19 protein-coding genes are annotated in these 21893 nt (G+C 64.3%); 6 read left to right on the top strand and 13 right to left on the bottom strand.

Going from position 1 to position 21893, the window contains the following annotated elements; translation table 11 throughout:
- The first annotated feature begins 52 nt into the window (after window positions 1–52).
- The 4 genes from J4E58_RS25325 to J4E58_RS25310 all read left to right on the top strand — a co-directional run bounded on the left by J4E58_RS25325 (window position 53) and on the right by J4E58_RS25310 (window position 4782).
- Window positions 53–1468: a sensor domain-containing diguanylate cyclase gene (locus J4E58_RS25325; RefSeq protein ID WP_087088306.1), complete on the top strand. Its 1416-nt coding sequence runs from the start codon at window positions 53–55 to the stop codon at window positions 1466–1468.
- Window positions 1469–1717: 249 nt separating this feature from the next.
- Window positions 1718–2815: a carboxynorspermidine decarboxylase gene (gene nspC, locus J4E58_RS25320; protein WP_087089297.1), complete on the top strand. Its 1098-nt coding sequence runs from the start codon at window positions 1718–1720 to the stop codon at window positions 2813–2815.
- Window positions 2816–2841: 26 nt separating this feature from the next.
- Window positions 2842–4077 carry a saccharopine dehydrogenase family protein gene (locus J4E58_RS25315; RefSeq protein WP_037036272.1) on the top strand — a complete coding sequence of 412 codons (1236 nt, stop codon included), beginning with the start codon at window positions 2842–2844 and terminating at the stop codon, window positions 4075–4077.
- A gap of 300 nt (window positions 4078–4377) precedes the next feature.
- The gene (locus J4E58_RS25310; RefSeq protein WP_087088302.1) at window positions 4378–4782 is read left to right on the top strand and encodes a DUF1801 domain-containing protein; all 405 of its coding nucleotides are present in this window, start codon (window positions 4378–4380) and stop codon (window positions 4780–4782) included.
- 66 nt (window positions 4783–4848) lie between these two features.
- On the opposite strand, the gene J4E58_RS25305 is transcribed toward J4E58_RS25310, so the two are convergent.
- Window positions 4849–5391, bottom strand: coding sequence for an Hsp20/alpha crystallin family protein (locus J4E58_RS25305; RefSeq protein ID WP_087088300.1), 543 nt, complete (start codon window positions 5389–5391; stop codon window positions 4849–4851).
- Between the two features lie 499 nt (window positions 5392–5890).
- Here J4E58_RS25305 and hemB point away from each other — a divergent pair, with 499 nt between their 5' ends.
- A complete protein-coding gene (gene hemB / locus J4E58_RS25300; protein WP_053260515.1) occupies window positions 5891–6865 on the top strand; it encodes a porphobilinogen synthase in 975 nt (324 codons plus the stop codon).
- Between the two features lie 155 nt (window positions 6866–7020).
- Here hemB and J4E58_RS25295 read toward each other — a convergent pair whose 3' ends face one another.
- Genes J4E58_RS25295 through J4E58_RS25285 form a run of 3 tightly spaced genes read right to left on the bottom strand, consistent with a single transcriptional unit; the run spans window position 7021 to window position 9610 of the window.
- Window positions 7021–8541 (bottom strand): FAD-dependent oxidoreductase, encoded by a 1521-nt coding sequence (locus tag J4E58_RS25295; RefSeq protein ID WP_087088298.1) that lies wholly within the window; start codon window positions 8539–8541, stop codon window positions 7021–7023.
- A 52-nt stretch (window positions 8542–8593) separates the two neighbouring features.
- A complete protein-coding gene (locus J4E58_RS25290; protein WP_009043163.1) occupies window positions 8594–9208 on the bottom strand; it encodes a LysE family translocator in 615 nt (204 codons plus the stop codon).
- 33 nt (window positions 9209–9241) lie between these two features.
- Window positions 9242–9610 carry a VOC family protein gene (locus J4E58_RS25285; RefSeq protein ID WP_087088296.1) on the bottom strand — a complete coding sequence of 123 codons (369 nt, stop codon included), beginning with the start codon at window positions 9608–9610 and terminating at the stop codon, window positions 9242–9244.
- Between the two features lie 186 nt (window positions 9611–9796).
- Here J4E58_RS25285 and J4E58_RS25280 point away from each other — a divergent pair, with 186 nt between their 5' ends.
- Window positions 9797–10894, top strand: coding sequence for a DUF1615 domain-containing protein (locus J4E58_RS25280; RefSeq protein ID WP_087088295.1), 1098 nt, complete (start codon window positions 9797–9799; stop codon window positions 10892–10894).
- Window positions 10895–10994: 100 nt separating this feature from the next.
- Here J4E58_RS25280 and J4E58_RS25275 read toward each other — a convergent pair whose 3' ends face one another.
- The 9 genes from J4E58_RS25275 to J4E58_RS25235 all read right to left on the bottom strand — a co-directional run.
- Window positions 10995–11513, bottom strand: a complete 519-nt coding sequence (locus J4E58_RS25275) for a phage infection protein (RefSeq protein WP_087088293.1) — start codon at window positions 11511–11513, stop codon at window positions 10995–10997.
- Window positions 11514–11646: 133 nt separating this feature from the next.
- Window positions 11647–13257: an ABC transporter ATP-binding protein gene (locus J4E58_RS25270; RefSeq protein ID WP_087088291.1), complete on the bottom strand. Its 1611-nt coding sequence runs from the start codon at window positions 13255–13257 to the stop codon at window positions 11647–11649.
- Between the two features lies 1 nt (window position 13258).
- A complete protein-coding gene (locus J4E58_RS25265; RefSeq protein WP_009043168.1) occupies window positions 13259–14281 on the bottom strand; it encodes an ABC transporter permease in 1023 nt (340 codons plus the stop codon).
- The gene (locus tag J4E58_RS25260; RefSeq protein WP_009043169.1) at window positions 14281–15345 is read right to left on the bottom strand and encodes a microcin C ABC transporter permease YejB; all 1065 of its coding nucleotides are present in this window, start codon (window positions 15343–15345) and stop codon (window positions 14281–14283) included. Before J4E58_RS25260 ends, J4E58_RS25265 begins: the two co-directional genes overlap by 1 nt.
- Window position 15346: 1 nt before the next feature.
- Window positions 15347–17227 (bottom strand): extracellular solute-binding protein, encoded by a 1881-nt coding sequence (locus J4E58_RS25255; RefSeq protein WP_087088289.1) that lies wholly within the window; start codon window positions 17225–17227, stop codon window positions 15347–15349.
- A 135-nt stretch (window positions 17228–17362) separates the two neighbouring features.
- Window positions 17363–20086 (bottom strand): TonB-dependent receptor, encoded by a 2724-nt coding sequence (locus tag J4E58_RS25250; protein WP_256583227.1) that lies wholly within the window; start codon window positions 20084–20086, stop codon window positions 17363–17365.
- Window positions 20087–20293: 207 nt separating this feature from the next.
- On the bottom strand, window positions 20294–20695 hold the full coding sequence (locus J4E58_RS25245; protein ID WP_009043172.1) for a biopolymer transporter ExbD: 402 nt from the start codon (window positions 20693–20695) through the stop codon (window positions 20294–20296).
- Window positions 20695–21402, bottom strand: a complete 708-nt coding sequence (locus tag J4E58_RS25240; RefSeq protein ID WP_009048248.1) for a MotA/TolQ/ExbB proton channel family protein — start codon at window positions 21400–21402, stop codon at window positions 20695–20697. The genes J4E58_RS25245 and J4E58_RS25240 overlap by 1 nt, the downstream gene beginning before the upstream one ends.
- A 50-nt stretch (window positions 21403–21452) precedes the next feature.
- Window positions 21453–21893 (bottom strand): energy transducer TonB (locus J4E58_RS25235; RefSeq protein ID WP_207255339.1); only part of this gene is annotated, 441 nt, incomplete at its 5' end.

Raw genomic sequence — 21893 nt, 5'->3', positions numbered from 1 at the left:
TTGCCCCAGTCGAGATCCCTACGACCAATAGCAATAAAACAGGGTGCCGGTGATGCAAGAAGTGGTAACCAATGTTTTCTCTGGCTTCGACAAGATAAAAGTCTCGGTGTCGATGTTTGTCCTGTGTTTGTTGGCGGGGGCTTTTGTTGTCGTCAAATTGAATTCGGCCGCGCGCGAGGCTGACTCGGCCCATACCATTCAAGTAGCCAGCAGTTACGCCAGTTCGATCGAAAAAGTCATACAGCACGCTTTGTCATCGACCCATACCCTGGCGGTCATGGTTCATCAGGGGGAGGGCAAGGTTCCGCATTTCAACCGGCTGGTGCGCTACATGCTGCCCATGTACAAAGGCGCCTTTGCATTGTCGCTGGCGCCGGAGGGCGTGATTCGGCAAATAGAGCCGGCCGCTCCGAATATCCTGGTCAAGAACCATGATCTTTTCGAGGGCAAGGATCGGGTCGAAGTCATCAAGAACGTTCGCGAAGGCGAGTTGCGGTTCCGCGGGCCGTTCACCTTGATCCAGGGGCCGCAGGGTGCGATAGGAACGTTGCCGGTATTTCTGCAAGAACCGAATGGCAGGAAGTACTTCTGGGGGTACACGGTCGTGACCTTGAAGTTTCCGGATGCCTTTGCCGACTCGGATTTACCGTCCCTGGAGAAGCTGGGTTATGCCTACAGGTTTTCCGGGGTGAACCCGGAAACCGGGCAGGAAGAGGTGATCCAGGCATCCGCCGCGCCCTTGGGCGCGGCGGCCGCGCGCATTCCGGTAACCCTGTACGAGGCGCAGTGGGAGCTTCGGGTTTCCAGGATCGCCGACTGGCGAAATACCGGTCTGCTGCTGTTCCAGGCTTTTCTGGTGCTGCTGGGGGCCACGCTGATGGCCTGGCTCGCTTACTCCCTGGCGACCTTGGACCAGCAGCGAAAAAGACTGCAGGAAATCGCCATGTATGACCCCTTGACCCACCTTCCCAATAGACGGCTGCTGGGCATGAAGCTCGATGCGATTCTCGAAAGAGTGCAAGGGCGCAACGCCAAGGTGGTGGTCTGCTATCTGGACCTGGATGGCTTCAAGTTGGTCAACGATAACCTGGGGCATGCGGCGGGTGACCAGTTGCTGATCATCATCGCCGATCGCCTGCAGTCCTGTCTGAGGGAATGTGACCTTCTGGCACGCGTGGGCGGCGATGAGTTCGTTGTGGTCCTGGATGACCTTGGATCGATCGACGAAGTGGCCCCGATTCTCGACCGGATTATTCATGTGGTCGGCCAGCCGCTGATGATCTCGGGAGTAAAGGCCGATGTTTCCGCAAGCCTCGGCGCGGCGTTCTACCAGACCCATGGGGTGGAAGCGGATCAGCTGTTACGGGCCGCGGACCAGGCCATGTACCTGGCCAAGAAACTGGGGAAAAACAGATACGTGTTCGCGCAAAGCGAGGGGCCGGGCAGGGTTGCCCAAGTCGGCAAATGACCGCCAATCATCGGGCTGTCTGCGTAGCTGGGCCACAAAGCGGTTCGACCGGTCGGACCTGCCACCGGGGCATTTGTCATCAGTCCTCGGAGGGTACCCGGCGATGCCCGGAACGGACCTGCGGGCGGCTTGCTCGGAGCATGAGACGAAGCCCTGACTCAGCGAACTGACCGTCCGCCCTTTCGATATGCCTTCAGTGAAGGCACAATGCGCATCCTTTTTTTGGCTGGCCTGGCCGGAGGCCTCGAAATGATCAAAACGCCGTACTACCTCATCGACAAACAGAAACTGCTCGGCAACATGGAGAAGATCGCCTACGTGCGCGAACAGTCCGGCGCCAAGGCTCTGCTGGCGCTCAAGTGCTTCGCCACCTGGTCGGTGTTCGACCTGATGCAGCAGTACATGGACGGCACCACCTCGTCGTCGCTGTACGAGCTCAAGCTCGGCCGGCAGAAGTTCGCCGGCGAGACCCATGCCTACAGCGTGGCCTGGGCCGACGACGAAATCGAAGAGATGCTCGACAACTGCGACAAGATCATCTTCAACTCCATCGGCCAGCTGCAGCGCTTCGCCGAGGCGTCCGCGGGCAAGGTCCGCGGTCTGCGGGTCAACCCTCAGGTGAGCAGTTCCGATTACCTGCTGGCCGACCCGGCGCGTCCGTTCAGCCGCCTGGGCGAATGGGACCCGGTGAAGGTCGAGGCGGTCATCGAGCAGATATCCGGCTTCATGTTCCACAACAACTGCGAGAACGCCGACTTCGGCCTGTTCGACCAGATGCTGGGCACCATCGAGGAACGCTTCGGCCACCTGCTGCACAAGGTCGAATGGGTCAGCCTCGGCGGCGGCATCCACTTCACCGGCGAAGGCTACGACCTGGACGCCTTCTGCGCGCGCCTCAAGGCGTTCTCCGAGCAGTACGGCGTGCAGGTCTACCTGGAGCCGGGCGAAGCGGCGATCACCCAGAGCGCGTCGCTGGAAGTCACCGTGCTCGACACCCTCTACAACGGCAAGCACCTGGCGGTGGTCGACAGCTCCATCGAAGCGCACATGCTCGATCTGCTGATCTATCGCCTGAACGCCAAGCTGGCCCCCAGCGCGGGCGAACACACCTACATGGTGTGCGGCAAGTCTTGCCTGGCCGGAGACATCTTCGGCGAGTATCAATTCGATCGTCCGCTGACCATCGGCGATCGGCTGTCGTTCGTTGACGCGGCGGGTTACACCATGGTCAAGAAAAACTGGTTCAACGGCCTGAAAATGCCGTCCATCGTAGTGAAACAACTCGACGGTAGTGTCGAGGTGGTTCGTGAATTTGGGTTCGAAGACTACCTGTCCAGCCTCTCGTAAGCTGGCGGAAAGGAGAGATAAAGAAATTGAAGAAGAACGTTCTTATCATTGGTGCAGGAGGTGTCGCCAAGGTGGTGGCCCACAAGTGCGCGCAGCACAACGACGAACTCGGTCGTATTGCTATCGCGTCGCGCAACATCTCCAAATGCCAGGCCATCATCGACAGCGTCAAGGCCAAGGGCAGCCTCAAACAGCCCGCGCAAATCAAGGCCTATGCGCTCAACGCGCTGGATATCGAGGCGACCAAGGCGCTGATCCGCGAGACCGAATCGCAGATCGTCATCAACGTCGGCTCCGCCTTCCTCAACATGTCGGTGCTGCGTGCCTGCATCGATACCGGCGTGGCCTACCTGGACACCGCCATTCACGAAGAACCGGGCAAGATCTGCGAGACGCCGCCCTGGTATGGCAACTACGAGTGGAAACACCTCGAGGAGTGCCAGCAGAAGAACGTCACCGCCATTCTTGGCGTGGGTTTCGATCCGGGCGTGGTCAACGCCTATGCGGCCCTGGCCAAGCAACAGTATTTCGACCGCATTGATTCGATCGACATTCTCGACGTCAATGCCGGTTCCCATGGCAAATATTTCGCCACCAATTTCGATCCGGAAATCAATTTCCGCGAATTCACCGGGCAGGTATGGAGCTGGCAGGACAGCCAGTGGACCAGCAACACCATGTTCGAAGTCAAGCGTACCGACGACCTGCCGGTGGTCGGTTCGCAGAACCTGTACCTGACCGGCCACGATGAAGTGCACTCGCTGTCGAAGAACCTCGACGTGCCCAACGTGCGCTTCTGGATGAGCTTCGGCGAGCACTACATCAACGTGTTCACCGTGCTCAAGAATCTCGGCTTGCTCTCCGAGCAACCGGTCAAGACCGCCGAAGGCCTGGAAGTGGTGCCGCTGAAAGTGGTCAAGGCCGTGCTGCCCGATCCTGCGTCGCTGGCGCCGGGCTACACCGGCAAGACCTGCATCGGCGACCTGGTCAAGGGCACCAAGGATGGCCAGCCGCGCGAAGTGTTCATCTATAACGTGGCCTGCCACGAAGAAGCCTTTGCCGAAACCGACAGCCAGGGCATTTCCTACACCGCAGGCGTACCGCCGGTAGCCGCGGCCCTGCTGGTGGCCCGTGGCGAGTGGGACGTGCAGCGCATGGTCAACGTCGAGGAGCTGCCGGCCGAGCCGTTCCTCAAGGCGCTGGACCTGATGGGCCTGCCGACCCGGGTCAAGGACGAGCACGGCGACCGTCCGTGGAACTGATTCACCCCCCGCTGTAAAGAAACCAGGTGCGCATGGATGGCGTGCCTGGCTCTCGATTCCCGCTACTCCCTCCTGTCAAGACAACTGCCTCCTGCCTTCAACGTCGGGCGCGCCAGCGTATCCGAGCGACGCCAGAAGCAAGCCCGCATCGTGGGCGTGCGGCGCCTGAAGACGGAAATCCCCATGCCAAAAAACAAACCGGGCACCGCGCTGCCGGTGTGACGCTCGTCGGTTACCTGGAGGGAAATGCCCCGTCAGCGATACTCAAATGTCGGGCGACCCCTCCAGAGGATGACCAGGATGAAGAAACAGAGCAGCGACGCCACGCCGGCAGAGCAGAGCGGTTGCGCTTCACAGCTGATAGACGGGCGCATCGAAGAGCTGGGCGACTGGCGCGGCGAGAGGCTGGCCCGGGTCCGGGGGCTGATCCGCCAGGCCGACCCGCAGGTGGTCGAGGAGTGGAAGTGGCGCGGGGTGCCGGTGTGGTCCCACGGCGGCATCCTCTGCACCGGCGAGACCTACAAGAACGTGGTGAAACTGACCTTCGCCAAGGGCGCCGCGCTGGACGATCCGGCGGGCCTGTTCAACGCCAGCCTCGAGGGCAATACCCGGCGGGCGATCGATCTGCATGAGGGTGACAAGATTGACGAGGCCGCCTTGAAGGCGCTGATCCTGGCGGCCGTGGCGCTCAATACGACGCGCTGAGCGGATGTGCCGGCCGGCACAAAAAGCCCCTTGCCGTTTTCCCGGCAAGGGGCTGGCTGGCCTGGGTCATTCGCCTTTGATCTGCACGACCTTGTCCGCCGTCATGGCGGCGGGTTTTTTCGGCAGCGAGATACTCAGCACGCCTTTGCTGAAGCTCGCCTCGATCTTTTCGGCATCGACCCCCTTGGGCAGGTTGAACACCCGCTCGAAGGAGCCGTAATGACGTTCGCTCAGGTGGTAGCCCTTTCTGTTTTCTTGGGTTTCCTCGCGCTTTTCACCCTTGATGATCAGGCTGCCGTCGGAGAGTTTGATCTCGATATTCTTCTGACCCATGCCGGGTAATTCGGCAGTGATTTCGAAGCTCTCGTCTTTCTCGGTGATGTCGACGGCAGGCATGCCGCGGCCGATCAGCTCGCGCCGCCAGAACGGATCCACATCGAACAGCCCGCGGCTGAAGGGTGACAGGCCGGGGCCGCGATTGAAGTCATCGAACAGGTGATCGACCTGTTGCCGCAGTTTTTCCAGGGGTTGCCACAGGTCGCTCATGCTCGAGCGCCGGGTGGCCTTGTCTTCAGTCTGGATCGGCATTTTTTTCACGGAGTTGGTCATTTTCGCTTCTCCTCCCGGGTCAAGGGGCGGGCCGCGAACGTCCCTGTGGCGACCCGCCACGACAGAACGACAACCGGGCTCACAGCCTGCAAACCCGGTTCTTGTGCCCGCGACAACCATCGCGCGAATGTGCTGCCAGGGAGCTCGACTGGAATCCTCGATATCGTCCCCGGCAGATGATTCGCCCGGGCCTGCTTCTATCGGGCGCAAGGTCCTGCACACGCGGCGAGCAAGTGCCGCAGGCACTGGTCTTCAAGGCCGGCCTGCGCAGCTCTGCGTGTCTTATTTAGATCGAAAATCGACGCGACAGTTTCGCCGTGGAGCATTTGCCTGACAGGCGTAACCCCCTGCTTTCACGGCATTGTTACCAAAGCGCAAACACAGTTTTGGCGACGCGGCGTTTGTGCCGGTCGGGGCTTGGGGCATAAGCTTCGCTTCTTTTGGCTGCGGTCTTTTCGCGCCCAGCCTCGTCTTACTTGGCCTGCCCTGAGGAAGTCCCATGTCCAGCCAGTTCCCCCAAGCCCGTCCCCGTCGCCTGCGCCGCAGCGAACAGATGCGCAGCCTGTTCCAGGAAACCGAGTTCACCCTCAACGACCTGGTGCTGCCGATTTTCGTCGAGGAAGAGATCGACGATTTCGTGCCGATCAAGAGCATGCCGGGGGTGATGCGCATTCCGGAATCGAAGCTGGCCGGGGAGATCGAGCGTTACGCCCGCGCCGGGATCAAGTCGGTGATGACCTTCGGCGTGTCGCACCACCTGGACAGCAACGGCAGCGACACCTGGAACGACAACGGCCTGGTGTCGCGCATGTCGCGGATCGCCAAGGACGCGGTGCCGGAAATGATCGTGATGTCCGACACCTGCTTTTGCGAGTACACCGACCACGGCCACTGCGGCGTGCTGCACGGCCATGAAGTGGACAACGACCAGACCCTGGTCAACCTCGGCAAGCAGGCGGTGGCCGCGGCCCGCGCCGGCGCCGATGTGATCGCGCCGTCGGCGGCCATGGACGGGCAGGTCCAGGCCATCCGCCGCGCCCTGGACGAGGCCGGCTTCAGCCAGACCGCGATCATGGCCTATTCCACCAAGTTCGCCTCGGCGCTCTACGGTCCGTTCCGCGAGGCCGGCGGCAGCGCCTTGAAAGGCGACCGCAAGAGCTACCAGATGAACCCGATGAACCGCCGCGAAGCGGTGCGCGAGTCCTTGCTGGACGAACAGGAAGGCGCGGACTCGCTGATGGTCAAGCCGGCTGGCGCTTACCTGGACATCATCCGCGACATCCGCGAAGCCTCGCGCCTGCCGGTGACCGCGTACCAGGTCAGCGGCGAGTACGCGATGATCAAGTTCGGCGCCCAGGCCGGGGCCATCGACGAAGCGCGGGTGGTGCGCGAAAGCCTGGGTTCGATCAAGCGCGCCGGTGCCGACCTGATCTTCACCTACTTCGCCATGGACCTGGCGCTCGCCGGGATCTGATGCGCTCCAGCGGTGTTCCAGATGTAAATGTATCGCCCTCAAGGGCCCTATCGCGGGCAAGCCTCGCTCCTACAGATTTTGTAGGAGCGAGGCTTGCCCGCGATGACGTCAATCCAGGCGCTGCATAATCCCGTCGACGAATTTATCTGCCCCCCTCACAGCGTAATCTTGCGCTCCTCGAAATAGCGTTCCAGCACCTTCGGGTCCGCCGATTTCTCCGCCAGCGCCACGTAAGTGTCCGGCCGCAGCAGGTAGAAGCCGTTGCGCGCGAGGCCAGCGGCCTGGTGCGCCGGTTCCCAGTCGAACACCGTCAGCGGCATCTGCCGCTCGGCGCACCAGGCGCGCAGGGCGTCGCTGGTGACGCCGTACACATGCACCTGCCACCCCAGGTAGTCGAGGCTGGCGAAATTGTCGGTGACCGCACCGTGGGCCCAGGGCAGGCGGTCGCCGCCGTGGACATGGCCGGCGCTGCCACAGCTCAGGGGCATGTCGCGGTAGTTGAGGGTGATCTGCGACACCGTGCGAAACAGGAACTCGCGCGCCGCTTCCACCGCAGTCACCTTGGGGATCAGCAGCGGCGCCAGGCGGGTGCGCAGCAGGTTGGCGATCGGCCCGTCGGCGGTGACGAAGCTGAACACCCGGTCGGTGGTGGCCACCAGGCGCCGGGCGAATTCGATGCGTTCGAACTCATAGGTCGCCAGCAGGTGCTCCTCGGCCTTGCCGTTGAGCACCGCGGCGAGCTTCCAGGCCAGGTTGATGGCGTCGCCGATCCCGGTGTTCATGCCCTGGCCGCCGGCCGGGCTGTGCACGTGGGCGGCATCGCCAAGCAGAAAGGCGCGGCCGCTGAAGAAGCGCTCGGCCACCCGGTGATGCACGCGGTAGGTGGAGAACCAGTTGACCTTGTCGACCTGGACCTTGAGGTTGTCCATGGCGCGCCGGCTGACGTCCTCGAACCTGAGGGTTTGCGCCTGTTCGGCACGTTCGTCGCGCACCGTGCCGATCAGCCGTGCCCGGCCTTCGCCGGCCAGCGGAAAGACCGCGAGGAAGTCCGCCTCGTCGAGGTCGGCGTGCAACTCGCCATTGAGCGCCGGCCCGCGGGCGTCGACATCGGCCACATAAAACACCTGCTGATAGGTGCCGCCGGGAAAGTCGATGCCCAGGGTCTTGCGCACTGTCGAATGGGCGCCGTCGCAGCCGGCGAGGTAGAAGGCCTGGCAGGTTTCCTCCTGGCCGTCGGGGCCGCGCAGTTGGGCGCTGACCAGGTGGCCGTGGTCGATGAAACCCAGCAGTTCGGTCTGGCGCTCGACTGTTACGCCGAAACGCTGCAGACGCTCGATCAGCAGTTGTTCGTGCTGGTCCTGCGGGTAGATTTCCAGGAAGGGGTAGGGCGTCAGGTCGGCGCCGATGCTGCTCAGGGGCAGGTGGGCGGCCTGTTCGCCCTTGACCCAGAGGTTGGCGGCCGGCACCCGGTGACCCTGGTCGAGGATCGCCTGGGTCAGGTCCAGCTGGCGGTACAGCTCAAGGGTCCGGGCCTGCACCGCCAGGGCCCGGGAGGTGGTGCCGGGGCCGGCGGTCTGGTCGAGGATGCGCACCTTCACCCCCTGCCGGCTCAGCCACAGCGCCAGAACCAGGCCGGTGGGGCCGGCGCCAATGATCAGTACGTCGCTGCGGTTCATGTCCTTGCCCTCGTCGAGAGATCAATGTCATGCCGGTTTCGTGTAGCAGGTTTCAGCGCTGGGCGAACGCCAGGTTCAGGCCCAGGGCGGCGAAGCTCGCGGCAAAGCTGCGGCGCAGCCAGTTCTGCACCTGGGGCGATTCGATCACCGCCTTGCGGAACAGGTTGGCCAGCAGGCCGTAGACCACGAATACAGCGAAGGTCATCGCCATGAACACACCGCTCAGGCCGAGCATCTGCATGGCCGGCGATGGGCCGTCGTGGCTGATGAACTGCGGCAGGAAGGCCAGGAAGAAAATCGTCAGCTTGGGGTTGAGGATGTTCAGCAGGCAGGCCTTGAGCACCAGGCCGCCAGCGCTGGTGGCAGGAGCGCTGGTGTCCACGGCGAAGGCCGAGCGGTCGCGCCAGGTGGCGTAGGCCAGGTACAGCAGGTAGGCGACCCCGGCGAACTTCAAGCCCTGAAAGGCCAGCGCGCTGGTGTGCAGGATGGCCGACAGGCCCAGCACTGAGGCCAGCAGGTGCGGGACTATCCCGGCGGTGCAGCCGATGGCGGTGAACAGGCTGGCGCGCTTGCCGGCCACCAGCGCCGTGGAAATGGTCAGGATCACGCCGCTGCCGGGGATCAGCACGACGATCAGCGAGGTGATGAGAAAATCCAGTGAGAGCATGGCGCAGGGGACTCCAGGGCAGGTAAAGGACGCTCAGGTCTGGCTGAACACTTCCAGCAGGTGGCCGTCGGGGTCATCAAAATACACCCGGCGTCCGCCTTCGTGGCGGTTGATTTCATTGGGGCGCTGCTTGCCCGGGTCGGCCCAGAACGCCAGGCCGCGCTGGCGAATGCGTTGCAGTATCGGTTCGAAGTCGTCGGCGGCGACCAGAAAGGCGTAGTGCTGGGAAGCGATGGGCGGGTCGTTGTCGTAGTAATCCAGGGACACGCTGTTATCCAGCTGCACCACCAGCATCGGGCCGAAGGGCACAGGCGGCGGCAGGCCGAGCACCTGCACGAGAAAATCCGCCGACCGTTGCTTGTCGCGGCACCAGACGATGGTGTGGTTGAGTTGCACGCTCACGATGGGCCCCCTGTGTTGTTTTTCTGTGGGCGATGAGGTTTCAGATTAGGTGAAATTCGCCGTCGGTCACGGGGAATGCTCAAATGGCCTGTCGCTGGCACGGAACAGCGCGGCGCCTTGAGGGTCGATATCCGCGGCGACGCATGCACCTCAAGCGCGGGCCACCTTCGGAATTACTGGGAAGCCATGTCTATAAAACCTCTGCATTCACTTCGCTGGGCCGCTGTCGCGGCCTCGCTGGCCCTGGCCGGCTGTGCCGGTCAGTTCGGTTCAAAGGCGCCGGCGCCCAGCCCGGCCCAGGTCCAGGCCCAGGTGGCGCGCCTGCTGCCGGCCAAGGTCGCCGATCGCCAGGGCTGGGCCCGGGATATCCAGGTGGCCTTTACCGCCCAGGGTATCGAGCCGAGCAAGAGCAACCTCTGCGCGGTGCTGGCGGTGGCCGAGCAGGAGTCCACCTATCAGGTCGACCCGCCGGTGCCGGGGCTGGGCAAGATCGCCCGCAGCGAAATCGACCGCCGCGCGGCCAAGGTGCATGTGCCGTCGATGCTGGTCAGCGCGGCGCTGCAGGTGCGCTCGCCGAACGGTAAGTCCTACAGCGAGCGCCTGGCCGGGGCGCGCACGGAGAAGGAACTGAGCACGATCTTCGACGACTTCATCGGCAGCGTGCCCATGGGCAAGACCTTGTTCGGCGGTTTCAACCCGGTGCACACCGGCGGGCCGATGCAGGTCAGCATCGACTTCGCCGAGCAGCAGGCGCGCAATTACCCCTACAGCGTGGACGGCTCGATCCGCCGCGAGGTGTTCAGCCGGCGTGGCGGCATGTATTTCGGCATCGCCCACTTGCTCGGTTACCCGGTGAATTACCCGCAGCCGCTGTACCGCTTCGCAGACTTCAACGCCGGCTGGTACGCCAGCCGCAATGCCGCGTTCCAGAACGCCCTGAGCGTGGCCTCGGGGATTTCCCTGGCGCTGGACGGCGACCTGATCCGCTACGACTCGATCATGCCCGGCAGCACCGAGCTGGCGGCGCGCGCCCTGGGCAAATCCCTGGACATGCGCAACCCGACCATTCGCAACCAGCTGGAGAAGGGCAACAGCCTCGAGTTCGAGGACACCACGCTGTACAAGCGGGTATTCGCCTTGGCCGATCAGGCCCAGGGCAAGCCTTTGCCGCGGCAGATCCTGCCGGGCATCCAGCTGAAGAGCCCGAAGATCACCCGCAAACTGACCACCGCCTGGTTCGCCAAACGGGTGGACGAGCGGTATCAGCGCTGCATGGCGAAGTGAGCAGGGTGAAAGCGATCGATCGGGGAATCCCTACGCCCTGAAATGAAAAAAGCCCGGCTGATAAGGCCGGGCTTTTTTTCGAGTACTGCGGACCGCGCAATCATACGGCGCGACGCTCGATCAGACGGTCGGAACCACCTTCGGCAACGCGACGCTCGATCAGACGGTCGGAACCACCTTCGGCAACACGGCGTTCGATCAGACGATCAGCACCACCTTCAGCGACACGGCGCTCGATCAGACGGTCGGAGCCACCTTCGGCAACGCGGCGTTCGATCAGACGGTCGGAACCACCTTCAGCAACACGACGCTCGATCAGACGATCAGCGCCACCTTCAGCAACACGACGCTCGATCAGACGATCGGAACCACCTTCGGCAACGCGGCGTTCGATCAGACGGTCGGAACCACCTTCGGCAACGCGACGTTCGATCAAGCGATCGGAACCACCTTCGGCAACGCGGCGTTCGATCAAGCGATCGGCGCCACCTTCGGCGACACGTTTTTCAATCAGGCGATCCGAGCCGCCTTCGGCGACCACCGGGTAGGCCGAGGACGCGGCAAAAGCGTTTGCTGCAAGAACCGAGAAAGCGATGCTGAGAAGAATTTGGCGTTTCATGGTGGTGTGCTCCGGGGTGTTGTTTGGTTGGTATGGAGCAGATGTTACGTGGCGGATTTTTTTTGAGAATTTCATTGGGTCGATGGTGACCATCGACGCCAATGATAGCTGCGCCAACCCCCGGAACAGAGCCTCAGACCGGTTCTTCGCAGGCCTGCGGCGGGCTCCATTGCAGCCCCGAAGCCTGCAACAGCTCCCGGGTATAGGGGTGTTGCGGCGCGCTGAAGATCGCCCGCGACGGTCCCTGTTCCACCACCTTGCCGTCCTTGATCACGATCAGGTCGTGGGCCAGGGCGTGGACCACCGCCAGGTCGTGGCTGATAAACAGGTAGGTCAGGCCGTGGCGTACCTGCAATTCCCGCAGCAGTTGGACCACCTGCTTCTGTACGGTGCGGTCGAGGGCCGAGGTGGGTTCGTCCAGCAGGATCAGCGCCGGCTCCAGCACCAGGGCGCGGGCGATGGCGATGCGCTGGCGCTGGCCGCCGGAAAACTCGTGGGGGTAGCGGTGGCGGCTCTGCGGGTCGAGGCCGACTTCCTCGAGCACGCGGATCACCGCCGCCTCGCGTTCCTCGGCGGTGCCGATACCGTGGGTCAGCAGGCCTTCGGCGATGATTTGCTGCACCGACATGCGCGGGCTGAGGCTGCCGAAGGGGTCTTGGAACACCACCTGCAGTTGCCGGCGCAAGGGGCGCATCAGGCGCTGGTTGAGGATGCTCAGTTCCTTGTTGCCGAAGCGGATGCCACCCTCGGACTCCACCAGCCGCAGGATCGCCTGGCCGAGGGTGGACTTGCCCGAGCCGGACTCGCCGACGATGCCCAGGGTCTTGCCCCGGTGCAGGCTCAGGCTGACGCCGTCCACCGCCTTGATGTAGTCGCGCTGGCGGCTGAACAGGCCCTTGGGCAGGGGAAACCAGACCTTGAGTTCATCCACCTCCAGCAGATTGTGCGAATAGGCGCTGGGCACCGGGGCGCCACTGGGCTCGGCTTCGATCAGCAAGCGACTGTAGGGATGCCGTGGGGCGCTAAACAGCGCCTCGCACTCGGCCTGCTCGACGATCTCGCCCTGGCGCATCACGCACACCCGCTGGGCGATGCGCCGCACCAGGTTGAGGTCGTGGCTGATCAGCAGCAGCGACATGCCCAGGCGTTGCTGCAACGCGATCAGCAGTTCGAGGATCTTGCGCTGCACCGTCACATCCAGCGCCGTGGTTGGCTCGTCGGCGATCAACAGCTCCGGCTCGTTGGCCAGGGCCATGGCGATCATTACCCGCTGGCGCTGGCCGCCGGACAACTGGTGCGGGTAGGCCTTGAGGCGTTTGTGCGGCTCGCCGATACCCACCAGCTTTAGCAGTTCCAGGGTCCGCGCCCGGGCCGCGCGACCGCGCAGGCCCTTGTGCACGTCCAGCACTTCGCCGATCTGTTTCTCCACCGTGTGCAGTGGGTTCAGCGAGGTCATGGGTTCCTGGAAGATCATCGCGATGCGGTTGCCGCGTAGGGTGCGCAACTGGGCGTCGCTGGCCTGCACCAGGTCCAGGCCGGCGTAGCGGATGCTGCCCTGGGTCTGCACCTTCTGCGCCGGCAGCAGGCGCAGGATCGAGTGGGCGGTCACCGACTTGCCCGAGCCGGACTCGCCCACCAGGGCCAGGCATTCGCCACGGCGGATATCCAGGTCCAGGCCATGGACCACTTCGGTGCCGGCGAAGGCCACCTTGAGGTTGCGGATTTCAATCAGGTTGTCGTGCATGTCAGCTCCGGGGATCGAAGGCGTCGCGGCAGGCTTCGCCGATAAACACCAGCAACGAGAGAATCAGCGCCAGGGCGAAAAACGCCGTCAGGCCCAGCCAGGGTGCTTGCAGATTGCGCTTGGCCTGGCCGATCAGTTCGCCCAGCGAGGCGGTGCCGGCGGGCATGCCGAAGCCGAGAAAATCCAGGGCGGTGAGGGTGGCGATGGCGCCGGTGAGAATGAACGGCAGGTAGGTCAGGGTGGAGGTCATGGCGTTGGGCAGGATGTGCCGGCGCATCAGCTCGCCGTCGCTCAGGCCCAGGGCCCGCGCGGCCTTGACGTACTCCAGGTTGCGCCCGCGCAGGAACTCGGCGCGCACCACGTCCACCAGGGCCAGCCAGGAGAACAGCGCCATGATCCCCAGCAGCCACCAGAAGCTCGGTGAGACGAACCCCGAGAGAATGATCAGCAGGTACAGCACCGGCAGCCCCGACCAGATTTCCAGCAGGCGCTGCCCGAACAGGTCGACCCAGCCGCCGTAATAACCCTGCAACGCACCGGCGGTGATGCCGATCAGCGCACTGATGACGGTCAGCGCCAGGGCGAACAGGATCGACACCCGCGTGCCGAAGATCACCCGCGCCAGCACGTCCCGGGCCTGGTCGTCGGTACCCAGCCAGTTCTGCGCCGAGGGCGGGCTGGGGGCCGGCAGGCTGAGGTCGTAGTTGACCGTGTCGTAGCTGAAGGGGATCGGCGGGAACAGCATCCAGCCGCCCTGGCCCTCGATCAGTTCGTGCACGTAGCTGCTGGAATAGTCGGGCTGGAACGGCAGTTCGCCGCCGAACTCGGTTTCGTCGTAGTCGCTGAGGATCGGGAAATACCAGGCGCCGTGATAGCGGATAACCAGGGGCTTGTCGTTGGCGATCAGCTCGCCACCCAGGCAGACCAGGCACAGGCCGATAAACAGCCATAGCGACCAGCGACCCCGGCGGTTGGCCTTGAAGTGTTCGATGCGACGACGGCCCAGGGGAGAGAGTGTGAACATCAGGCAGTCCTCGCCGAGAAGTCGATGCGCGGATCGACCAGGCTGTAGCACAGGTCGCCGATCAGCTTGATCAGCAGGCCGAACAGGGTGAACAGGAACAGCGCGCCGAACACCACCGGGTAGTCCCGCGACACCGCGGCCTCGTAGCTCATGCGCCCGAGGCCGTCGAGGTTGAAGAGGGTCTCGATCAGCAGCGAGCCGGCGAAGAACACCTCGATCAGCGCCGTGGGAATGCCGGCGATCACCAGCAGCATGGCGTTGCGAAACACATGGCCGTAGAGCACCCGACGCTCGCTCAGGCCCTTGGCCCGGGCGGTGACCACGTACTGGCGGCTGATCTCGTTGAGGAAGCTGTTCTTGGTCAGCAGGGTCAGGGTGGCGAAGCCGCCGATCACCAGCGCCGACACCGGCAGCACCAGGTGCCACAGGTAGTCGCCGACCTTGGCCAGGGGCCCGAGGCTGGCGAAGTTATCCGAGACCAGGCCCTGCACGGGGAACCAGTCCAGGTAGCTGCCGCCGGCGAACACCACGATCAGCAGGATGGCGAACAGGAACGCCGGCATGGCGTAGCCGAGGACGATGGCGCTGCTGGTCCAGGCATCGAAGGCGCTGCCATTGCGGATTGCCTTGCGCACTCCCAGGGGAATCGACACCAGGTAGGTGATCAGGGTCGCCCACAGGCCGAGGGACAGCGAGGTCGGCAGTTTCTGCAGGATCAGGTCGGTGACCTTGGCCCCGCGGAAGAAGCTGTTGCCGAAGTCCAGTTGCGCGTAGTTCTTCAGCATCAGCCACAGGCGCTGGTGCATTGGCTTGTCGAAGCCGTAGTGGTGTTTGATCTCCTCGATCAGCGCCGGGTCCAGGCCACGGCTGCTGCGTCCGCCGCCACCCACGGCGGCGACCTCGGCGCCACCGCCCATGGCATGCCCACCGAAGCCTTGCAGGCGGGCGATGGCCTGTTCCACCGGGCCGCCGGGCGCGGCTTGGACGATCAGGAAGTTGACCACCAGGATGCACAGCAGGGTAGGGATGATCAGCAGCAGGCGACGACTCAGGTAACGGCCCATGTCAGTGCGCCTCCACGGTGCCGCGCAGGGCGCTCATCTGGCGGCTGGTCAGGGCCTTGGGGCTGACCTCCCACCAGGTGTTCAGGCCCTCGTCGTAGATCGGCGCGATGGCCGGCCGACCGAAGCGGTTCTGGAACACCGTGGGCGTGCCCTTGGAGTAGTAATTGGGAATCATGTATTGGCCCCATTGCAGCACCCGGTCCAGGGCCCGGGCGTAATGCACCATCTCGTCGCGGCTATTGGCCTGGACCAGGCCATCGATCAGGCGGTCCACTGCCGGGTTGGCCAGCACCATGGAGTTGGAGCTACCGACCTGGGTCGCGCTTTGCGAACCGTACAGGCTGTACAGCTCGCGACCCGGGGAGACGATGGGGTCGCCGCTGCGGGGGAAGCTGGTGACGATCATGTCGTAGTCCCGGGCGTTGAGCAGGTTGATGTACTGCGCCGAATCGATGCGCCGCAGGTTGAGGGTGATGCCGATCTGCGCCAGGGTGCGTTTGTACGGCAGCAGCATGCGGTCGAAGCCGCCCTGGCCATCGAGAAAGGTGAACTCCAGTGGCTCGCCGGCGGCGTTCACCAAACGGTTGTTCCGGGGTGTCCAGCCGGCCTCGGCCAGCAGGCGCAGGGCCTGCAGCTGCTTGTCGCGGATGCGGCCGCTGCCGTCGGTCTGCGGGGGCCGGTAGACCTGGGTGAAGACTTCGTCGGGGATCTGTCCGCGCAGGGGTTCGAGGATCTCCCGTTCGCGGGCGTCCGGCAGGGCGGTGGCGGCCATCTCGCTTTTCGGCCAGTAGCTCTGCTGGCGCACGTAGAAGCCGCGCATCATCTGCTTGTTGGTCCACTCGAAATCCCACAGCAGGGTCAGCGCCTGGCGCACCCGGCGGTCGTGGAAGACCGGCTGCTGCAGGTTGAACACAAAGCCCTGGGCGGCGGTGGGCTTGTCGGGTGCGAGGATCGCCTGTTGCAGGCGGCCGTCGCGCAGGGCCGGGCTGTCGTAGCCGACCACGTAACCGGACGAGGAAAACTCGCGGTTGTAGTCGAAGGCGCCGGCCTGCAGCAACTGGCGGGCGACGTCAGTGTCGCCGTAGAAATTCACCGTCAGGCGGTCGAAGTTGTACAGGCCGCGGCTGACCGGCAGGTCCCTGGCCCACCAGTTCGGGTCGCGCTCGAAGCTGATGCTGCGCCCGGCGTCGACCTTGCCGACCTTGTATGGCCCGCTGCCCAGGGGCGGCTCGAAACCGCCGCCGTTGGCGAAGTCGCGGCTCTTCCACCAGTGTTCGGGCAGCACGCGCAGGGTCGCCAGGTCCAGGGCCAGGGTGCGGTTGAGGTTGTTCTTGAAGTCGAAGCGCACCTGTCCGGGGCCTTCGATCACCACGTCCCGCACGTCGCCGTACAGCTGGCGATAGCTCAGGCTGCCCTTGCTCAGCAGCAGGTCGAAGGTGTAGCGCACGTCTTGCGCGGTGATCGGCGTGCCATCGGCGAAGCGTGCCCTGGGGTCGAGGTAGAAGCGCACCCACAGGCCGTCGGGGTCGCGCTCCATGCGTTCGGCCACCAGCCCGTAGACGGTGTAGGGCTCGTCCAGGGAGCGAAAGGCCAGGGGCGAATACACCCAGTCGTTGACCTGGGCCACCGCGATGCCCTGGTCGGCATAGGGGGTGACGTAGTTGAACTGGCCGATCTCCATCGAGGCGCGGCTCAGGGAGCCGCCCTTGGGCGCATCGGGGTTGACGTAGTCGAAGTGCTGGAAGCCCGGTGGGTACTTCGGCGGTTCGCCATAGACCGTCATGGCATAGCTGCCGTGGGCGGCGGCCAGGGCCCCGCCGGCGGCGCCAAGCAGCGCGGCAGCCAGCGTCAGCCCAGCCAGGGTGCGGGTCAGTACAGACATGATCGAAAGGTTCCTCGTGATGCCGGAAAGCCTGGGTCGGCAGGGCGAAAAGACCCACGGCGGCGGGCCGCCATGGGGCGCGAATTCGCAATGCGGCCGGGGCCGGCCGGAGTCTTGCGCGGCCCCGGCGGTGACTCAGAAGTGGTACGTCATGCGCGCGAACAGGGTGCGGCCCAGCGGGTCGGTGTAACGAGGGTCGTAGCCGCTCTGGAAGGTGTAGGCCTGGTTGGAGAACGGTGGGTCGCGGTCGAAGACGTTCTTCACCCCGGCATCGACGTCCAGCACCTTGTCGAAGGTGTAGCCGGCCGACAGGTCCCACAGCGAATAGGAGGCTACCCGGGCATAGGTGGTGCGGTCGTAGTCGTTGTAGCCGGTGGTGAAGCGGTTGCTCAGCGAGGCCCGCGCGGCGCCCAGGGTCCAGGTGCCGGTGAGGTTGTGTTTCCAGCGGGCGATCACGCCATCGCCCTCGAAGTCGCCGACCTTGTCGGTGAACGGCCCCTTGATGGTGCTCTGGAAGTCGTAGCTCTTGACGTAGGTGCCTTGCAGCCCGAGGCCGAACTGGCCGTAGGGGGTATTGGGGAAACGGTAGTCCAGGGATACGTCGACACCGTTGGTTTCGACTATGCCCAGGTTGGCGTTGCCGGTGACGATGTAGTTCAACGAACCGTCGGCATTGCGCACGAAGCGGTTGCTATAGGTCCCGGCTTCGTTGAATACCGTGGATTCCGGGAACGGCTGGATCTGGTTGGAAATGTGAATCCACCAGAAGTCCAGGCCCACCGACAGGTCGCGGATCGGTTGATAGACGAAACCCAGGGTCACGTTGCGGGCCTTTTCCGGGGCCAGGTCCTGATTACCGCCACCCTGGGCGAGGAATTGCTGGCCGCAGTCGCGACTGGCACTGCCACCCGGTTGCAGCACGCCGCCGGTACAGAGCACCGGATCGTTATAGTTGGCCTGGGTGAAGGTCAGGCTTTGCGGGGCATACAGCTCGTACAGCGACGGTGCGCGGAAGCCTTCGCTGTAGGCGCCGCGTACCACCAGTTCCTTGATCGGCTGGTAGCGGAACGAGTATTTCGGGTTGGTGGTGCTGCCGAAGTCGCTGTATTTGTCGTGGCGGATGGCCGCGGACAGTTCCAGGCTGTCGAGCACCGGCACGTTGATCTCGGCGTAGGCCGCCTTGACGCTGCGGTCGCCCGACACGCTGCCGTCCGGGTCGGCGCCGAGACTCGAGATGTCGCCGACGAACTGCTCGTAGTCCTGGTGGAATTTCTCCTTGCGGTACTCGCCGCCCAGGGCCAGGCCGGTGGGGCCAGCACCGAACCAGTCGCCGATCTCGCGGCTGACGCGACCGTCGAAACCGACGACCCGGCCGACCGCACTGGTGTAGGGCCCGTGATAGGTCGCAGCGTCGATGAACTCATGACCAGCGCTGCTCTGCGGACCGAACGGATTGAGTAGGCCGCTGGCCAGGCCGGAGGTCATCGCCGAATCGCTGACATAACCGCCGGTGACCGAGGACACCACTTTGTTCTGGTTGTACGAGGCACCGAGGTTGTAGTCCCAGCCGGCCACCAGGCCGTCGAAACTCAGGACGAAGCGCTGGCTGGTGTTCTGGTCCTTGGATTCCCGCGCACCGGCGGCGGTTTCGCGCCAGTTCACGCCGATCGGCTGGCTCGGGTCGAGGCTGAAGTCGGTCGGCGCCGGGGTGATGCCGTTGCCCGGGTAGTAGGGCGAGGAAGAGTCCAGGCTCAGGCCGGTGAGGGGTGCCGGGGCCACGGTGGTGGCATTGTTGTTGCGGGCCCAGAAGTACTCGAGGTTGACGTTGTGATCGTCCGCCAGCTTGGCGGTGGCCTTGCCGAAGAACGAGGTCTTTTCGGTTTCCGGGATCAGGTCGATGTAGCTGGAGGTGGCGAAGCGGCACACGCCCTGGCGTGCTACCAGATTGGGACCGTTGCAGTTGGCGCCCAGTGGGTTGGCGGCATTGTCGCCCTGGGTGTAGTTGGCCGGGAAGGAGGTGCCCGAAGTCTGGTCCAACCCGCGTTCCGGGCGGTAGGAGGTGGCGAAGTCACGATCCTTGGCGCGCAGGTTTTGCTGCTTGTTGTAGTTGAACACCCCGAGCACGTTGAAGCGGTCTTCCTCCAGCTCACCGAAACCCCAGCTGGCGCTCATGTCCTTGCTCGCGCCGCCACCGCTGTGGGTTGGGGTTTCGCCACCGAGAGTCAACTGGCCATCGGTCATGGATTTTTTGGTGATGAAGTTGATCACGCCGCCGATGGCGTCGGTGCCGTAAAGGGCCGATGCACCGTCGCGTAGCACTTCGACCCGGTCGATGGCGGCGAACGGGATCATGTTCAGATCGACCCCGGAGCCATTGGAGGTGTTGGTGCCGGACAGGGCGTTGTTCGCCAGGCGCCGGCCGTTGAGCAGCACCAGGGTCTTGTTGGCGCCGATGCCGCGCATGTCCGCGTAGGAGGCGCCGCCGCTGCCGGAACCCACGGAGCTGGAGCTGTTGATCACCGACTGGCTGCCAGTGACCCGCTGCAGCAACTCGGCGGTGGTACTCACACCTTGTTTGCGCAGGTCGTCGGCGCGCAGGACGGTGATCGGCACGGCGGTTTCGGCATCGACCCGGCGGATCGCCGAACCTGTCACTTCGACCCGTTGCAGCTGGGTGGTGGGCGCCACGGCCGCGGCACTGGCGGCCGGGACGGCCGCGCTGCTGTCAGCGTCCTCTTCCGCGGCTTGCGTGGTGCCGGCGCCCAGGCCCATGGCCATCAGGTACAGCGGGACAAAACGGTGCCGTTGCAGCGTGGTCACCAGTGGCTTGAGCGTGAAACGTGGAATGTTCATCAGCATGATTACTTCCGACTCTTTCAGACGTTTATCGAAATGGCCTTGTGGGCCCTCATTGCTCCGGCTGGGTTGTACCGGCCCCGGAAAACCACTTTCTTCAAGCAAGCCGATCCCCTCCGCAGGCGCGTGGCGTCTTGCGGTCGGCCGATTGCGACGGGATTTTTCGAGGCAGTGCCTGGCGCGTCCCTCACGGGGCGCCAGGCACTGCCTTTATCGGGTGGTCATCACGGATATCCTGGTGATCCCCGAACGTTCGATGGAGGCCATGGCCTTGGCCACCTGGCCGTAGTTGACGGCGGCGTCGGCCTGCAATTGCACGCGCACCTCGCTGTCCTTGGCCTTGACCTCCTTGAGGCTGCTTTCCAGCAGCTCGGGGGCCACTTCGGACTTGGCCAGGTAGAACTTGCCGTCCTGGTCGACGCTGACCACCACCGGGTCTTTTTTCTCGGCAGGGGCCACGGCGTCGGTTTTCGGCAGGTTGACCTTGATTGCGTTGGTCATCAGCGGGGCGGTGACGATGAACACCACCAACAGCACCAGCATCACGTCCACCAGTGGCGTGACGTTCATTTCACTGAGCACTTCGTCGCTGTCTTGAGTAGAGAAGGACATCAGCTGGCCTCCCGTACGGCGTGGGCGGTCTTGCTGGCGATGGCCTGGCGGCTGATGGCGAAGGCGCTGCGCTGGGCCAGGGCGTCGAAGTCATGGGCGAAGTCGTCCATGCTGGCCGAGGCCAGCTTCAGGCGGCGCAGGAAGAAGTTGTAGATCAGCACCGCCGGCACGGCGACGGCAATGCCCACGCCGGTGGCGATCAACGCATGGCCGATCGGCCCGGCCACGGTTTCCAGGCTGGCCGAACCGCTGGCGCCGATGCTCTGCAGGGCCTCCATGATCCCCCAGACGGTACCGAACAGGCCGATGAAGGGCGCGGTGCTGCCGATACTGGCGAGCACCGCCTGGCCGCTTTCCAGGGCCCGGCGTTCCTTCTGGATCTGCTGGCGCAGGTTGCGCTCCAGACGGTCGGCGCGGTTGATGGTGTGGGCCAGCTGCTGGGTGGTGCGCGGCGACTCTTCCACCAGCAGGGCCTCGAAGCCGCTGCTGGCGATGCGCGCCAGGGAGCCGGGGTACTGGCTGGCGTGCTCGGCGGCGGTGAGCAGGTCCGGGGCGCTCCAGAAGGCCTTGCTGAACTGCCGGTTCTGGGTCTTCTGCCGCAGGTACTGCGCCGACTTGACCAGCAGCAATGCCCAGCTGACCACGGAAAACAGCACCAGGGCCCAGAGCACACCGGGGACAATCAGGGATGTCAGGGAATCGTTCATGGCTACACCTCGCATGCGTAAACAGGTTGTGAGTTCAGGTCAGGCCGCGGTCATTGCGGCAATTTGAAATCGATGGTCTGGGTGGCGAAGCCTTCGATCGGCGTGTCGCCGCGCTTGGCCGGGATGAATTTCCAGTTCTTCACCGCGGCCACGGCGGCCTCGTCCAGTTGCGGCTTGCCGCTGGAACGGGTGACTTCCACGCTGCCGGCGCGGCCGTTGGGCAGCACCTTGATGCGCAGCACCACCGTGCCTTCCCAGTTGCGGCGCAGAGCCAGGGACGGGTATTCCGGCGGCGGGTTGCCGAGGCTGGCCAGGCCGGAAACCGCCGCCGATTCCTTGACCGGCCCGGGGGCCGCGGCAGGCGCCGCAGCGGCGGCCGGCTGGCTGGGCGCTGCGGGCGCGGCCGGTGGCGCGGGGGCGGGTGGCGCCGGCGTTTTCGGCGGCTCAGGCTTTTTCACCGGCTTGGGTTTTTCGACCGGCTTGGGCTTTTC

The organism is Pseudomonas sp. FW305-25, assembly GCF_017351415.1.
Lineage (GTDB): Bacteria > Pseudomonadota > Gammaproteobacteria > Pseudomonadales > Pseudomonadaceae > Aquipseudomonas > Aquipseudomonas chlororaphis.
Note: the sequence above shows the minus strand (reverse complement) of the source record. Positions and strands in the feature narration are given on the sequence as shown.